A 15745-nucleotide genomic window follows, 5' to 3' on the forward strand; every position below is an offset into this window, starting at 1 on the left:
CCCCCTCGATCTCAGTAGACGATCACGGGCAGACTGCGCGAACCGCGCGAGTCCTGCCACGGTTCCGTGCCTTCAAATCGCACCGTGAGCAGGTGAATGCCACGACTGAGCTTGGGCACCGAGACCGTGACCTTGCCCTTGTCCGACGGCGTCAGCTCGACCGTTGCGACGACCTTTCCGCGGTCGTGCACCGTCACGGTGCCCACCGGGGTGCTGTCGTCGTCGGCGGTGACCGTCACCTTCACGGAGGCGCTCTTGCCCGCCTTCACGAGAATGTCCGACGTGGCACGAACCCGGGTGTCGATCGGCTGCACCTGGTCGTCGACGAGCACGGCGACCGAGCGAGCGGGGATCGTCACGGTGCCGGTCGCGGCATCCCACGTCGTGGTCTTGACCACGGCATCCGCTCCGTTCGCCTGGGCCGGCGTCAGCGCGAACGATCGCCCGGCCAGGCCCGCCACCGTCTGCGTGACCGGCGAGGGTGAGGAGTTGAACGCGACGAGTGCTCCGTCGAGCTCTGCGTCGGCATCCTGCCCGACCAGGTCGTCGATCTGCATGAGGATCACGCCCGGCGCCGCGGCTGCTCCGCCGTTCGGGAAGGTGACCTTCTGCTGGATCAGCTCGGCGGACCCGAGACGCAGCAGGTCGACCTCTTCGCGCACCCGCAGCAGATCGAGAGCGGATGCCTCGGCTGCCGCCATGTCGGCAGCGGCCGGCTTGAGCGCGGGGTCGGCGAGCAGCGGCGCCATGATCGGCCACTTCTCTTCATTGTCGGCCGCGGTCGGGAGTCCGGAGCCGAACGTCGACTCCTGCCCCGTCCAGTCGATGCGGTTGAACCAGTCGCCCGAGTTGTAGCTGTTGCGGTCGAGGGACTTCGACCGCAGCAGCTCGGTGCCCGCGTGCCAGAACGAGGGCGACTGCGAGAGCGTCACGGTCGCGAGCGCGAGGGTGTTCATGCGCACACGGTCGGCCATCGGGGTGTCCACCGGCAGCTTGAGCACTGAGAGGTCGTAGAGCGTCTCGTTGTCGTGCGCGTCGACGTAGTTGATCACCTCGTCCGGCTGGTCGGCATAGCCCGCCGCCGAGCCGCGGTAGTCGATGCCGTCGCCTGCGGTCACCGCGCCGTCGCTCGTCGTGAACGAGAAGTCGCGCAGGTTGCCCGCGAGCCCGAGCTTGACCAGGTCGGTCTCGTGCCCGAGGTCGGCGAGCGCCTGCTCGTCGGTGCCGTTGATCGGATCGCCGTTCGGATCGGTGCCGAGACCGGTGCCGAAGCCCTGGCGGAACGTCGACGAGGAGTCGACCGGGCTGCCGCCGTGCACGGCATCGCGCAGCCGGTCGTTGAACGTCCCGATGCCGGTGCCCCCGAGCTGACCCTGCGCGGCCTGCTCGAACAGGGCGTTGTCGGCGACCTCGCCGAAGTTCCAGCCCTCGCCGTACAGGTGGATCGCCGAACCGTCGACGCCGTCCTTCTTGAGCGTGAGTGCGTCGAGCGCGTCGCGGATCGCCTGCATGTTCGTCGTCGAGTGGTGCCCCATGAGGTCGAACCGGAAGCCGTCGACCTTGTAGTCGCGCGCCCACGTCACGATCGAGTCGACCATGAGCTTCTGCGCGGCGAGGTGCTCTGTCGCCACGTTCTGGCAGCACGTCGAGGTCTCGACGCCGCCCGCGGCATTGAGCCGGTGGTAGTAGCCCGGAACCACCTGGTCGAGCACCGACTTCTCGGCCTGACCGGATGCCGCCGTGTGGTTGAACACCTCGTCGAGCACGACCTGCAGATCCATGTCGTGCAGCGCACCGACCATCGACCGGAACTCGCTCACCCGTGCGCCGCCCTCGGCGTTCACCGCGTACGAGCCCTCGGGCGTCGAGTAGTGGTACGGGTCGTAGCCCCAGTTGAATCCGTCGGCGTCGGCGACGGCCTGGATGCACGCCTGCTGCGCCGAATCGGCGGGGCCGAACGAGGCGAGGTCGCAGTCGGGCACCGCCTGAGCCGCTCTGTCTTCCTCGATCGACGCGATGTCGAACGAGGGCAGCAGGTGCACGGTGTTGATGCCGGCATCCGCGAGCTGCTTCAGCTGGTCGGTGCCCGCGCTGTCGCGGGTGAAGGCCAGGTAGGTGCCGCGCTCCGCGGCCGGAACCGTCTCATCGCTGATCGAGAAGTCTCTGATGTGCAGCTCGTAGATCGCACGGTCGACCGCGCGGTCGACGACCGGCGACTCGGCCTTCTGCCACTGCTTCGGCTGCCAGGCCTTGTCGTCGAGATCGATGGCGACCGAACGCTGCGAGTTCAGCGTGAGGGCGGTCGAGTAGGGGTCGGTGACCTGGTTGGTCTCGATCACGCCGGTGGTCGGGGCATAGACGACGACCTCCCAGAGGAATTCGTCACCCTTGAGGTCCTTCGTGCCCGCGACCGACCACACACCGGAGGCCGCATCCCACGTGGCCTCGTGGCGCACGGGGTCGCCCTCAGCGCCCTCGTTCCAGGTGAGCAGCGTCGCGCTCTGCGCGGTCGGCGCCCACAGCCGGAACGTCGGCTTCTTGCCTGAGAACGTCACGCCGAGGTCGACATCGTCGAGCGCGGCGGCATAGAGGTCGTCGAGGACGCCCGCGATCTGCACACCGGTGAACGCCGTGAGCGCGCCCGCCTCGTCACGCTGGGCGACCGCGAGCTGCGTGCGCAGCAGCGCCGCAGCATCGGCATCCGTCACTCGCAGGGCGAGGTAGCCGTCGAGTGCTGGGAATCGGGCGAGCTGCTCATCGGTCAGGCCGCCCTCGATCACCTCGAGCGCGATCGGCTCGGCGCCGGCGATGTCGCCGTCGACCACCGTGAGTGAGGCGTCGGACGAGGAGTACAGCTGGTAGGCCGCCTTGTCGACGGGCCCGAGGGTCGCCGGCCAGGCGATCGTCTCGGCATCGACCCACTGCGCGCGCTGCTCCCCCGTGCCGGGGAGCTGCGGGGTGTCGCTGCCCACCTCGAGGACGTGCGTCGCCAGCGTGTAGCGGAACGACGTCACCGTGCCCTCGGTGGCACTGAACGAGATGTTCGCGCCGCCCGGCACTCCGTCGGCGCCGTAGTTCTCGGCCCAGCTCAGACCGTGCGCGACCTTGAGCTCATACGCGCCGGTGGGCAGATCCGCCGTCGAAAACTCGTAGACGCCGTCACGGTCACCATCGGCCATCAGTGTGCCGAGGCAGTCGGGCGACCAGTCGGCCGCGCAGCCGAGCTCGTCTTGCAGGGAGCCGGGCAGCGTCACGATGGGGCCGTCGGCCGTGGACTGCACGATGTTCGTGCGCGGGTCGAAATAGAAGGTGATCGGCCCGCCTGCATGGGTGAGCGTGACGTTCGCGCCGTCGGGCACACCGTTCGCTCCGTAGTTGATCGCCCAGCTGCCGTTCACCGCGGCCTTGTACTCGTAGTCGCCGGCCGGCAGGTCGAACGTTCCGGCCCACACCCCGTCGGCGCGCAGGGTCAGCTTGGCCTTCTCGCACGCCGGGTCCCAGTCGCCCGCACAGCCCAACTCGGAGTTGAGGCTGCCTGGCACGGTCACCATGTCGATGGGCGACTCGGGTTCCTCGCCCACTTCGAGCGTCACGGCGTTGCCGACCGACGCGTAGGTCGAGGCGGCGGCGTGATTGCCAGCGGCATCCGTGGTCACCGCCCGATACTCGACGAGCGTGCCGTTCGCGAGATCGCGGATGTCGTGGAAGACGCGCGGATCCGTGTCCTCTGCCGTACCGAGGGCCTGCCACTCGTCAGAGCCGACGACACGCCAGGCGAAGCTGGTCTGCGCCCACTGGTCGGCGATGTCGGCCTGCACGGCCGACTGTCCGGAGACGCCGGCACCGGCGGCCGGCGCGGACACCGAGACGGATGCCGCCTCGGTCGGCGCCGTGACGGTGGAGTCGGCCTTCCACACCACGGCCGACAGTGCCGGCACCGTGATCGAGGCGGCCGCACCGGCATCCGTGGTGAGCGGTGAGGCATCACCGTAGAGCACCTCGTACGAGGCGTCGGCGGTCAGCGTCGCGAGGTCGACCGTCTGTGCGGTCGCCGCGTTGTTCACCGCGACCAGGTATTCGACCTTGTCGTCGGCATCCACCCGCGAGAAGGCGTAGACGCCGGCGCCGGATGCCGCGTAGCGCTCGATCTGGGCACCCTCACCGAGCGCCGGGTTCGACTCACGGAGGTCAGACAGCGCGGCGATGTGCTCGTAGAGCGCGGCATCCGTCGCGAAGCGATCGACGGAGCCTGCCTGCTCGCCGGTGATGAGATTCTGGTCGGCGTACTCGGCAACCTGGGTGGCGAACAGCGACTGCCTGGCGTTCTTGTCGCCGCCGGCGCCCGTGAAGCCCTGCTCGTCGCCGTAGTAGACGACGGGCTGGCCGCGGGTGAGGAACATGAGCTCGTGCGCCAGTTCGTCGCGCGCCAGCGGAGCATCCGTCGACTGCAGGAAGGACCCGACCCTGCCCATGTCGTGGTTGCCCAGGAAGGTGGGAAGCGCCGTGGCCGACGAATCGGGCGTCGTATAGCGGTCGTCGCCCGCGAACAGCGACTGCAGGCCCTTGGCCGAATTGCCAGATGCATAGCTGACGGCGGAGGACTGGAACGTGAAGTCGAGGATCGAGTTCATGTCGGTGTCCCGCACGTACGGGGCGAGCTTCACCGGGTCGGCGTCGTAGACCTCGCCGAACATGAAGAAGTCGTCGTTGCCCTGCTCATGCGCGTAGTCGAGGACATCGGCGGTCCACTTCTCCCAGAACTCGAAGTTCACGTGCTTGACGGTGTCGATGCGGAATCCGTCGATGCCGAGGTCGATCCACTTGTCGTACACCTCGACGAAGCCGTTGACGACCGTCGGGTGCTCGGTCATCAGGTCGTCGAGTCCGTCGAAGTCGCCATAGGTCACAGACTCACCCGACCAGGTCGAGTTGCCACGGTTGTGATAGAGCGAGGGGTTGTTCAGCCAGGCGGGCACCTTGACGTCGGTCTCGCTGTCGGCGACCACCGGCGTGTAGGGGAAGCTCGTCGCGGGGTCGAGCTCGGGGAAGCCGTCGGTGCCCGCGTGGTCGGCCGGGTCGAACGCCGTGCCCGCAGCATCGGTGTAGGGGCTCGTCGTCTGATCGATGTAGGAGTACTGGCCCTCGGTGTAGTCGATCACGTCGGCCGTGTGGTTCGTGATGATGTCGAAGTACACCTTGATGCCGCGGGCGTGCGCGTCGGCGATCAGCGCCTGCAGCTCCTCATTGGTGCCGAGGTGCGGGTCGATGCGCGTGAAGTCGGTGATCCAGTAGCCGTGGTACCCGGCCGAGGCGTTCGCCCCCTCGCCCTGCACCGGCTTGTTGGCGAAGCTCGGCGTCAGCCAGATCGCCGACGTACCGAGGCCTTCGATGTAGTCGAGGTTGTCGCGGATGCCGGCGATGTCGCCACCCTGATAGAAGCCCTTGTCGGTGGGGTCGAACCCGGTCGTGAGCCGGTCACCCTCGAGACCGCCGGTGTCGTTCGTGGTGTCGCCGTTCGCGAAGCGATCCGTCATCACGAAGTAGAACTGCTCGCCCGCTCCTGCCTGGCGTGCCGGGCTCTTGATGAGTGCGTCGTCGTCTGCGGTGTAGCCGCCGCGCAGGTCGGTCGCCTCGAGGCCGACGCGCTTGAGCGTGTCGTCGAACGTGAAGCGGAGGGTCGTGGGGCCGGCCACCGTCAGCGGGATGTCGTCGGCGCCGCCGTCGAGGCCATACGCCTCGTCCCAACCGTCGTTCACGGCGACCTTGTACTGCCAGGTGCCCGCCGGCACCTCGAACTCGGCGGAGTAGATGCCTTCGGCGCCCGTGGGCTCGAGCTCGGTCTCGGCGCAGTCAGGAGCCCAGTCCGCCGCGCAACCGAGCTCGGACTGCAGCGAGCCCACGAGGGCCACGGTTCGATCGGCGGCGGAGGCGGGCGAGCCGCCGAGAGCACCGGCTGCGCCGAACCCCGAGACGACGAGCGCGGTGGCGGCGAGAAGGGCGAGCGGACGTGAGGCGGTCATCTTCGACCGAGCCGGCTTGAACAAGTGATGCTCCCTGGGTGGCGGGCGGACACGACGACGTGTCCGAAGGCTTGCGAGTGAAGCTAGCAGGGTGAGATCGCGGACTGCAAGCGCTTGCAGGAATGCTCTGGCGAAAAGTCAGGGGCTCGCGAGACACCGCTGGCCGAAAGTCGCAAGCGCTTCCATCGCGGTGAATCCTTGACGATGAGGATTTCTCGCCGCGTTCACCGCCCGGACACCTTCGCCGACTACAACTGCACATGCGCGGACACAGACTCAGACCGGATCGGGTAGTCACGTCATCCGCGCATACGGTGAGCGTCTGCTCCCGAAGAGACCCCCGCCGAATCGGGTCGGCGGGGGTCTTCTCTGTCTTGTCTGTCTCCGTGCGGGCGCTTGGCAAGTCCGTGTGCGCTTCGCAAGTCCGAATTCTCCGGATCTGGACTTCGCTGGCTCGCATCGACTCGCCAAGCGTGCGGCGGAGGCCGGATGCGGCGGATGCCAGGCCGGAGAGGGGAGCGACGGGGCGGATGCGGGAGCTACAGTCGTTCGATGATCGTGGCGTTCGCCATGCCGCCGCCCTCGCACATGGCCTGCAGGCCGAATCGCCCTCCGACCGCGTCGAGCTGATCGATGAGGGTTCCGAGCAGGCGGGTGCCCGACGATCCGAGAGCGTGCCCGAGGGCGATCGCTCCCCCTCGGGGGTTGAGTTTCGCGGCATCCGCCCCGAGTTCGGCGGCCCACGCGAGCGGCACCGACGCGAATGCCTCGTTGACCTCGTAGGCGTCGAGGTCGTCGATCGTGAGTCCGGTGCGCTCGAGGATGCGCCGCGTGGCGGGGATGGGCCCTGTGAGCATCATCAGCGGGTCGTCGCCGACCACCGTGAACGCGTGGAACCTCGCGCGCGGGGCGAGGCCCAGCTGTTCGGCCCGCTCGGCGCTCATCAGCAGAGCGGCGGATGCCCCGTCGGTGAGCGGTGAGGAGTTGCCGGGGGTGATGCGCCAGTCGACCTCGGGGAAGCGGGCGGCGAGCGCGTCGGTGCGGAACGCCGGGTTCAGCCCCGCGAGCCCCTCTGCCGTGGTGCCCGGGCGGACGGTCTCGTCGGCAACGGCATCCGGTGCCTCCGCGACCGGGATGATCGTGCGGTCGAAGAAGCCGCCCGCCCAGGCGTCCGCGGCGCGGCGATGCGACTCCGCCGCGTACTCATCGAGGGCGGCACGATCGAGGCCCCAGCGCTGGGCGATGAGCTCGGCCGAGACGCCCTGGTTGACGAGCCCCTCGGGGTAGCGCTCCCGCAGTCGGGGCGACATCGGGCTTCCACCGGCCGCGGACGACCCGAGCGGCACTCGGCTCATCGACTCGACGCCGCCGACGATGACCGCGTCGTAGGCTCCGGCGATGATGCCCTGCGCGGCGAAGTGCACCGCCTGCTGGCTCGACCCGCACTGACGGTCGATCGTCGTGGCGGGGATCGACTCGTCGAAGCCCGCGGCGAGCACCGCCTGTCGGGCGATGTTCGACGACTGGTCGCCCACTTGGCTCACACAGCCGAGAAGCACGTCGTCGATCTGCCGCGAGTCGAGACCGCTGCGCTCGAGGATCGCGGCGAGCGCGCCCGCTGCGAGATCGACGGGATGCACGCCCGACAGGGCACCACCCGGCTTGCCCCGCCCGACGGGGGTGCGGACGACATCGATCAGGACGGCTTCGCTGCGCGTGCTCATGCGTCCTATTCTCACCCTGTCGCGGGGTCGAGTCGCGGAGACGGCGACATCGGGTGGCGGGATGCCGTCTTCGCGCGCCGCGAAAACAGGCGGTGACCCCCGGCATCCGAAATACAATCGTTGATGCGCCCGCACCCTGGCGCATCCCCCCACCGTCGAGGCGCCCGTGATCCGGGCGACCGCACTCTCCGAGGACCCACCATGTCCAGCGAACCCATCACCGTCTCCATCCGCCGCGAGCTCGACCCCGAGCATGTGGCCGAGGCCACTGCCTGGGTGCAGACCGGCGTGAATCTCGCCCACCGATACCCGGGGTTCCTCGGATCCGGATGGGTGCGCGACGGCGAGGATTCGCACGTCTGGCACATGCTCTACCGGTTCTCCGACGAGAAGTCGCTGGTCGCCTGGGAGCAGTCCGGCGAGCGCGAGTGGTGGAAGTCGACCGGCGAGCAGTTCGTGCGCAGCGAGCGCGTGCGGCGCCGCAGCGGCATCGAGGGCTGGTTCGACGAGCCGACCACAGACACCATCACCCTCCCCCGGGCCGACGGCTCGACGACCACCGTCGCGATGGTCAGCACTCCCCCGCGCTGGAAGCAGGCCGTGTCGATCTGGCTCGGGTTCTTCCCCCTGAACCTCGCGTTCACCTATGCGATGAGCCCGATCCCCGGCTGGAACGAGCTGCCGATCTGGCTGCGCGTGCTCGCCACGACGGTCGTGCTGACGCCGATCATGACCTACTGGGTGCTGCCGTGGGTCACTCGTTCGCTGCGCCACTGGCTCAACCGCTGAGGCTCGGCTGACAGCCGCGTCTGCCCCCGCACCAGATGCCGGGTGCGAACCCGCCCCTGCACGGCGGCAGAGCATCCGCCGTGCGGGGTCGACTACGCACCGGAATCGGACGTTTCGGATGCGCTATTGACCCCGCACGAGCGGGCGAATGCAGAACTGACCCCGCACGGATCGAGCATCCCCGAGACGGGGTCAGAGGGCGGCGACGGCGGCGCGCAGCGCCTGTTCGACGACCGCGACCCCCTCGGCCAGCGGCCCCGGTCGTCGCACCAGATGCAGAGTGTTGATCGGCGGGTCCTCGGTCGGACGCAGGTCGACGAGCCTCCCGTCGGCGAGCTCGTCGGCGATCAGGTAGGTCGGCAGCACGGTGACGCCTGCGCCGGCGACGGCAGCGGCGGCGAGCGCACGCAGATCGGGGAAGACGAGCGCGGGCTCCCGGTCGAGACGGATGCCGAAGACATGCCGCCAGTACCGGCGCAGGATCGGCACGTCGCGGTCGTAGGCCAGCAGAGGCGTGTCGGTGAGAGCGTCCGGCGCGAGGACAGGTGCACGCGCGATGGCCAGCGCTCGCGCGGCGACGAGTGCGAACTCCTCGTCGAAGAACGGCACGGTCGGCAGTCCGCGCCCTCGTGGACGCACCGCCGAGATCACGAGGTCTAGGCTGCCGACCTTGAGCTGCTCGAGCAGGTCGTCGGCCAGGCCGGTGGTCACCGCGAGCCGCAGCCCATCGGCGACAGCGGGGGCGAGTGCGGGCGCGGCGACGCTTGCCAGGAACTCGGCGGCGCCACCCAGGCGCACGATCGGCGGTTCGGCGGCGGGGCGGGTGCCGAGAGCATCCGCCAGCGCGTCGAGAGGACCCGAGAGTCGGGCGGCCAGCTCGTCGGCGCGGGGCGTCGGACGGATGCCGCGAGCGTGACGCACGAACAGCGGCTCGCCGACGCTCGCCTCCAGCGACTGCAGCTGCGTCGTCACTGACGACTGCGCGAGCCCCAGTGTTCGGGCCGTCGCTGATACCGATCCCGACCGATGCGCCGCGAGAAAGGTGCGCCACAGTCCGAGGTCCTGCAGCCCATCGGGATTCCGATTGCTCATATCGGGAATCTATCGGAATCAGGCCCCTGTGCTCACGGTTGTCCCGGATATCGCATCCGCACGGCATCCGCCGTCCGATCCATTGGGAGCAACCATGTCATCCGTCCTCTTCGTCGTCACCGGCGCCCGCACCTGGACCCTGTCCGACGGCACCGAGCACCCCACCGGCTACTGGGCCGAAGAACTGCTCGCCCCCTATCGCCTGCTCACCGCAGCGGGGCACGACGTCGTCTTCGCAACTCCCGGAGGTGTCGAGCCGGTGGCCGACGCGGCCAGCCTGAGCGAAGGCGATGCGGCTGCGCTCGCGCAGATCTCGGGGCTCACCACTCCCCTGGTGCTCGCCGACGTCGACAGCGCCGACTACGCGGCGGTCTACTACCCCGGCGGCCACGGCCCCATGCAGGACCTCGCGGTCGATGCCGACTCGGCGGCGCTCATCTCGGCGACCGTCGCCGCAGGCCGCCCGTTGGCCGCCGTCTGCCACGGTCTCGCCGCACTGCTGCCCGCGCTCGATTCCGCTGGTGAGCCGATCGTCGCCGGACGCCGCATCACCGGCTTCTCCGACGAGGAGGAGCGCATCGGCGGGCTCGCGGACCGCGCGCCCTTCCTGCTCGAGACCTCGCTGCGGTCGCTCGGCGCGGACGTCGAGGTCACCGATCCCTGGAGCGATCACACGATCGTCGACGGACTGCTCATCACCGGACAGAACCCGCAGTCATCGGCATCCGCCGCCCAGGCCCTGGTCGCAGCTCTCGCCTGACGGGTCGTCGGCGCGGCTCTTCGCGCCCACGCCCTGGCGGGCTGGTGCGGGGTCAGTTGCGCACCGGGCTTTCGGTGCGGGGTCAGTTCCGCACCGCACGCACCCACGCGGGGTCAGTTACGCACCGGAAACGTCCGATTCCGGTGCGAAACTGACCCCGCACCGGACCCCGGGTGCGAAATTGGCCCCGCACCGCATCACACGACACCCACCGCGGCGCGAGTCAGACGGCGGAGATCCGCCAGGATGCGGCGTGCGTGGCGCCGGGTTCGAGCACGACGAGGTCGGTTCCCGAGTTGAAGGCATCGGGCGGGCAGGTCATCGGCTCGACCGCAAGGCCGATGCGATGGATCGCGTCGATCCCGGGGTTGTCTGCCGTGTGCACCTGCACCCACGGGCAGCGGCCGTCGAACGACATCGCGACGCCGGTTCCGGCATCCGTCACCAGCCGCACCTCCGCGACCCCTCCATCGCGGGCGAGGCCGGTGAACGCGTGGTCGATGAAGACGTCGCCGATCGGGCGCGCAGCGCGGAAGTCCCACTGCGGATGCTCGGCCACACCCTCGACGGCCACCGGGCTCAGCCGGTCGGGCGTCACGGTCAGCACCTCGGATGCCGGCAGGGTGAGCGTCCAGTCGTCCACCCGCCCGTCGGGGCCGGCGACCAGATACGGATGCGGTCCGGTGCCCCAGGGCGCAGCATCCGCCCCGAGGTTGTGCGCCGTGACGGTCTGATGCAGTCCGTCGGAGTCGATGCGGTACTCGGTCTCGACCTCGACGCGGAACGGGTACCCCGTCTGCGGTTCGATCACGGCCGCGAGCACGACGCGGTCGTCGAGCACGAGGCGATCCTCGAACTCGGCCCACGCGAGCAGACCGTGCAGCGCCTGCCCTCGGGCGGGTTCGGTGAGCGCCAGCTGATGCTCGGTGCCGCCGAACGTGTAGCGACCGTCGACGATGCGGTTAGGCCACGGTGCGAGGGTGGTGCCCCGGTACCCGGGCCTGACCTCGTCGGCCTCGAACGGCACGACCAGATCGCGTCCGTCGAAGGTCAGCACGCGCAGCGATGCGCCGACGCTCGCGATGATGGCCTCATAGCCGTGACCGGCGATGCGCAGCTGTCTCCCTGAGCGCGGCTGCGCCGCTGCGGTCGCGAACTCGGTCACGGCTGCAGAACCCAGCGTCATCACAGCCCCTGCGCGAGTCGGTAGTAGGCCTGGTTCCAGCGCACCTGCTTCTGGAATTCGGGCAGCGTGGTCGCGTCGTCGATCACGAGCAGCTCGACCTCGGCCATCTCGGCGAAGTCGCGGAAGGCCTCGAGCCCGACGGCGGTCGACATGACCGTGTGGTGCGCGGCACCGGCGGTCAGCCACGCGGCGGCCGAGGTGTTGAAGTCGGGCTGGGGCTTCCAGACGGCGCGGCCGACCGGCAGCTTGGGCAGCGACTGGCGCGGCGGCACGTTCTCGACGACGTTCGCGGTGAGGCGGAACCGGTCGCGCATGTCGCTGAGTGCGACGACGATCGCGGGGCCGGGGTCGGCGGTGAAGACCAGGCGCACCGGGTCGTCCTTGCCGCCGATGCCGAGCGGGTGGATCTCGAGGGTCGGCTTCGCCGTGGTGAGAGACGGCGAGACCTCGAGCATGTGCGCGCCCAGGATCAGCTCGTCGCCGGGGGTCATGTCGTAGGTGTAGTCCTCCATGAGGCTCGCTCCACCCGGCAGCCCGGCGCCCATCACGTTGGCGACACGCACCAGGATCGCGGTCTTCCAGTCGCCCTCGGCGCCGAAGCCGTAGCCCTCGGCCATCAGGCGCTGCACCGCGAGACCGGGCAGCTGCTTGAGTGCACCGAGGTCTTCGAACGAGGTGGTGAAGGCGCCGAAGCCGCCCTCCTCGAGGAACGTCCGCAGACCGATCTCGATCGCGGCTCCATCGCGCAGCGACTGGTGGCGCTCACCATCGCGACGCAGCTCGGGCACGACCTCGTAGAGCTCTTCGTACTCGGCCACGAGGGCGTCGATCTCAGAGTCGGATGCCGCGGCGACGGCATCCGCCAGGTCGTTCACGCCCCACGTGTTGACCTGCACGCCGAAGCGCAGCTCTGCCTCGGTCTTGTCGCCCTCGGTCACGGCGACGAAGCGCATGTTGTCGCCGAAACGGGCGAGCTTGAGCGAACGGGATGCCGCGAGGCCGGCCGCCGCGCGCTGCCAGGTGGCGATCTCCTGGCGAACGCGCGGGTCGCTCGCGTGGCCGACCACGGTCTTGCGCGGCACGCCGAGACGCGTCTGGATGTAGCCGAACTCGCGGTCGCCGTGCGCCGCCTGGTTCAGGTTCATGAAGTCGAAGTCGATGTCGGCCCACGGCAGCTCGACGTTCGCCTGCGTGTGCAGGTGGGCGAGCGGCTTCTGCAGCGCGTCGAGACCGGCGATCCACATCTTCGCGGGGCTGAACGTGTGCATCCACGCGATCAGGCCGATGACCCTGTCGTCGGCGTTGGCCTCGAGCGCGGTGCGCTTGATGGCCGCGGCATCCGTCAGCACGGGCTTCCAGACGATCTTCACCGGCACCTCGCCCGCCTCATCGAGGATGCGGGCGATCTGCTGCGACTGCTCGGCGACCTGCGCGAGCGTCTCGGGGCCGTAGAGGTGCTGGCTGCCGGTGAGGAACCAGACCTCGTAGCCGTCGAGCGAGGTGGTGAGCGGGGTGCGGGGCATGAGTGGTCCTTCGGTGTGGCGGGGAGAGTTCAGAGAGAGTCGACGGCGGCAGCCTCGATGGCGAGGCCGGCGCGGTAGCGGTCGAGGTAGGAGGTGAAGCCGGCGACGTCGGCGGGGTCGGGGTCGGCGACCGAGAGGGATGCCGACGCGAACACCTGTTCGTCGAGATACTCGCCCAGGGTCTGCGCATGGGCATGCGCGAGGTACGACGCGAGCACCGCGATGCCCCAGGCGCCGCCCTCGGAGGCGAGCTCGCCCACCGCGACGGGAGCGCCGAGCGCGCCGGCGAGGAAACGCTGCGCGACTCCGGCGGTGCGGAACATGCCACCGTGCGCGAACATGCGATCGAGCTCGACACCCTCGGCGGTGAGCACCTGAATTCCCAGCGCGAGGGTTCCGAAGACGCCGTACAGCTGCGAGCGCATGAAGTTCGCGAGCGTGAAGGCGCTGTCTGGCGTGCGCACGAACAGCGGACGCCCCTCGGTGAGACCGGCGATGGGCTCACCTGCGAGGTGGTTGTAGGCGAGCAGACCGCCGGCATCCGCCTCGCCGTCGAGCGCCTCGCGGAAGAGCACGTCGAAGACCGCGTCGTCGCTCAGCGACTGCCCTGCGGCGGCGGTGAACCGGGTGAAGAGACCCGCCCAGGCGGCGAGCTCGCTGGCACCGTTGTTGCAGTGCACCATGGCGACGGCGTCTCCGGCCGGAGTCGTCACGAGGTCGAGCTCGTGGTGCACCTCGGCGAGCGGGCGCTCGAGCACGACCATGGCGAAGATGCTCGTGCCGGCCGAGACGTTGCCCGTGCGCTGCGACACCGAGTTCGTCGCCACCATGCCCGTGCCGGCGTCACCCTCGGGAGGGCAGAGCGGGATGCCGGGCTGCAGCGCTCCAGTCGGATCGAGGAGCGCTGCGCCCTCGGCGGTGAGCGTTCCGGCGGTGGCCCCGGCGGGAAGGACGGTCGGGAGCAGGTCCTTGGCGCTCGCGGGCAGGCGGCCCGAGGCAAGGGCGTCGTAGGCCTGCAGCATCCGCTCGTCGTAGTCGCCGGTGCTCGAGTCGATCGGGAACATGCCGGATGCATCGCCGACGCCGAGCACTCGCTCACCTGTGAGCCGCTCGTGCACGTACCCGGCGAGGGTCGTGACGAAGTCGAGCTGCGGCACATGCGCCTCACCGTCGAGCACCGCCTGGTGCAGGTGCGCGATCGACCAGCGCAGCGGGATGTTGACGCCGAGCAGGTCGGTCAGCTCGGCGGCGGCCGCGCCCGTGTTGGTGTTGCGCCAGGTGCGGAACGGCACGAGCAGCTCGCCCTGCGCGTCGAACGCGAGGTAGCCGTGCATCATGGCCGAGATGCCGATCGCGCCGAAGGTCTCGGGGCGCACGCCATGACGCTCGTGGGCGTCGGCGACGAGTGCGGCATACGCGGACTGGAGGCCTGCCCAGACTTCGTCGATCGCGTAGGTCCAGAGACCGTCTTCGAGTCGGTTCTCCCAGGCGAACGAGCCGGTGGCGAGCACCTCGGTGGCATCCGACCCGATCAGGCAGGCCTTGATGCGCGTGGACCCGAGCTCGATGCCGAGGCTCGTGCGGGCGGCGAGGATGTCGTCGCGGGCGGCGCTGGTGGTCGTATCGCTCATCGGCGGGCGTCCGAATTCTGTCCGTAGACGTTCTGGTATCGGTGGAAGAGGCTGTCGATCGCCTCCTGCGGAATCGGGATGAGTGGGCCGGCCTCACGTGCGTAGTGCACGGTGCGGGCGACGTCTTCGACCATCACGGCGGCCTTCACTGCATCCTTCGCGTCGACTCCGATCGTGAAGGGGCCGTGGTTCTGCATGAGCACCGCGCGGCTGCGGTGACCGCTGAGGGTCTGCACGATGCCGCGTCCGATCGAGTCGTCGCCGATGATCGCGAAGGGGCCCACCGGAATCGGGCCACCGAACTCGTCGGCCATGGCGGTGATGACGCACGGGATCTCTTCGCCGCGCGCTGCCCAGGCCACCGCGAACGTCGAGTGGGTGTGCACGACGCCGCCGACGGTGGGCATGTGGCGGTAGACGTAGGCGTGGGCGGCGGTGTCGCTCGAGGGCGAACGCTCGCTGCCGGGCGAGCCCGGGATGACGGCGCCGTCGAGGTCGCAGAGGATCATGTTGTCGGGGGCGAGGTCGTCGTAGCTCACGCCCGAGGGCTTGATGACGAACAGATCGGCGCCGGGCACGCGGCCCGACACGTTGCCGCCGGTCCAGACGACGAGGCCGTTGCGCACCAGTTCGGCGTGCAGGCGGGCGACATCCTCGCGGACGGCCTGGATCGATGCATCGATCTCGGCGGAGAAGACGGGGGCTTCGTTGCTCACGGGTACCTCAGGGTCGTCGGTGGTCACTGTGACCGGTCACAGAAGTGTGTCACGGGGGCCGTGGGCCGTCAAGATGGGGGTGCCCGCTCGGCGCCCCGCACCTCTTCGCCCCGCCCCTGCGGCACGCGGGGTCGCTTTCGCATCCCACGACCCGCCACTGCTGCACGCGGGGTCGCTTTCGCATCCCACGACCCGAACGGGGTCACTTTCGCATCCCACGACCCGAACGGGGTCACTTTCGCATCCCACGCCCCGAACGGGGTCACTTTCGCATCGGAAACGGCGTATTCACGTGCAGAATTGA

Annotated in this window: 9 protein-coding genes; 2 read left to right on the forward strand and 7 right to left on the reverse strand. The window is 69.4% G+C overall.

What is annotated here, in order from left to right; all coding sequences use genetic code 11:
* Positions 1 to 11 precede the first annotated feature (11 nt).
* Positions 12 to 6020 (reverse strand): pullulanase-type alpha-1,6-glucosidase, encoded by a 6009-nt coding sequence (gene pulA / locus RQG82_RS03910; protein WP_396653566.1) that lies wholly within the window; start codon positions 6018 to 6020, stop codon positions 12 to 14.
* 539 nt (positions 6021 to 6559) lie between these two features.
* Complete coding sequence (locus tag RQG82_RS03915) at positions 6560 to 7744, reverse strand: thiolase family protein (protein ID WP_311257826.1); 1185 nt, start codon at positions 7742 to 7744, stop codon at positions 6560 to 6562.
* 201 nt (positions 7745 to 7945) lie between these two features.
* Here RQG82_RS03915 and RQG82_RS03920 point away from each other — a divergent pair, with 201 nt between their 5' ends.
* Positions 7946 to 8533: an antibiotic biosynthesis monooxygenase gene (locus RQG82_RS03920; RefSeq protein WP_311257827.1), complete on the forward strand. Its 588-nt coding sequence runs from the start codon at positions 7946 to 7948 to the stop codon at positions 8531 to 8533.
* Positions 8534 to 8725: 192 nt separating this feature from the next.
* On the opposite strand, the gene RQG82_RS03925 is transcribed toward RQG82_RS03920, so the two are convergent.
* Complete coding sequence (locus RQG82_RS03925; protein ID WP_311257828.1) at positions 8726 to 9625, reverse strand: LysR family transcriptional regulator; 900 nt, start codon at positions 9623 to 9625, stop codon at positions 8726 to 8728.
* Positions 9626 to 9719: 94 nt separating this feature from the next.
* On the opposite strand from RQG82_RS03925, the gene RQG82_RS03930 reads away from it, so the two are divergent.
* Positions 9720 to 10385 carry a type 1 glutamine amidotransferase domain-containing protein gene (locus RQG82_RS03930; protein WP_311257829.1) on the forward strand — a complete coding sequence of 222 codons (666 nt, stop codon included), beginning with the start codon at positions 9720 to 9722 and terminating at the stop codon, positions 10383 to 10385.
* 223 nt (positions 10386 to 10608) lie between these two features.
* Here RQG82_RS03930 and RQG82_RS03935 read toward each other — a convergent pair whose 3' ends face one another.
* From RQG82_RS03935 to RQG82_RS03950, 4 genes are read right to left on the reverse strand one after another with little or no spacing between them, the layout of a single operon-like run.
* Positions 10609 to 11571, reverse strand: coding sequence for an aldose 1-epimerase family protein (locus RQG82_RS03935; protein WP_311257831.1), 963 nt, complete (start codon positions 11569 to 11571; stop codon positions 10609 to 10611).
* On the reverse strand, positions 11571 to 13094 hold the full coding sequence (araA, locus tag RQG82_RS03940) for an L-arabinose isomerase (RefSeq protein WP_311257832.1): 1524 nt from the start codon (positions 13092 to 13094) through the stop codon (positions 11571 to 11573). The genes RQG82_RS03935 and araA overlap by 1 nt, the downstream gene beginning before the upstream one ends.
* A 29-nt stretch (positions 13095 to 13123) precedes the next feature.
* A complete protein-coding gene (locus tag RQG82_RS03945) occupies positions 13124 to 14725 on the reverse strand; it encodes an FGGY-family carbohydrate kinase (RefSeq protein WP_311257833.1) in 1602 nt (533 codons plus the stop codon).
* Entirely contained in the window at positions 14722 to 15441 is a 720-nt protein-coding gene (locus RQG82_RS03950) for an L-ribulose-5-phosphate 4-epimerase (RefSeq protein ID WP_311257834.1), read from the reverse strand. The genes RQG82_RS03945 and RQG82_RS03950 overlap by 4 nt, the downstream gene beginning before the upstream one ends.
* Positions 15442 to 15745: the final 304 nt, after the last annotated feature.

The organism is Microbacterium sp. WCS2018Hpa-9 (assembly GCF_031843745.1).
Lineage (GTDB): Bacteria > Actinomycetota > Actinomycetes > Actinomycetales > Microbacteriaceae > Microbacterium.

Coding starts and splice junctions, on each gene's coding strand:
- RQG82_RS03925 (WP_311257828.1), bottom strand. CDS start 9,625: ATGAGCAATCGGAATCCCGATGGGCTGCAGGACCTCGGACTGTGGCGC.
- pulA (WP_396653566.1), bottom strand. CDS start 6,020: ATGACCGCCTCACGTCCGCTCGCCCTTCTCGCCGCCACCGCGCTCGTC.
- RQG82_RS03920 (WP_311257827.1), top strand. CDS start 7,946: ATGTCCAGCGAACCCATCACCGTCTCCATCCGCCGCGAGCTCGACCCC.
- RQG82_RS03935 (WP_311257831.1), bottom strand. CDS start 11,571: ATGACGCTGGGTTCTGCAGCCGTGACCGAGTTCGCGACCGCAGCGGCG.
- RQG82_RS03945 (WP_311257833.1), bottom strand. CDS start 14,725: ATGAGCGATACGACCACCAGCGCCGCCCGCGACGACATCCTCGCCGCC.
- RQG82_RS03930 (WP_311257829.1), top strand. CDS start 9,720: ATGTCATCCGTCCTCTTCGTCGTCACCGGCGCCCGCACCTGGACCCTG.
- RQG82_RS03915 (WP_311257826.1), bottom strand. CDS start 7,744: ATGAGCACGCGCAGCGAAGCCGTCCTGATCGATGTCGTCCGCACCCCC.
- araA (WP_311257832.1), bottom strand. CDS start 13,094: ATGCCCCGCACCCCGCTCACCACCTCGCTCGACGGCTACGAGGTCTGG.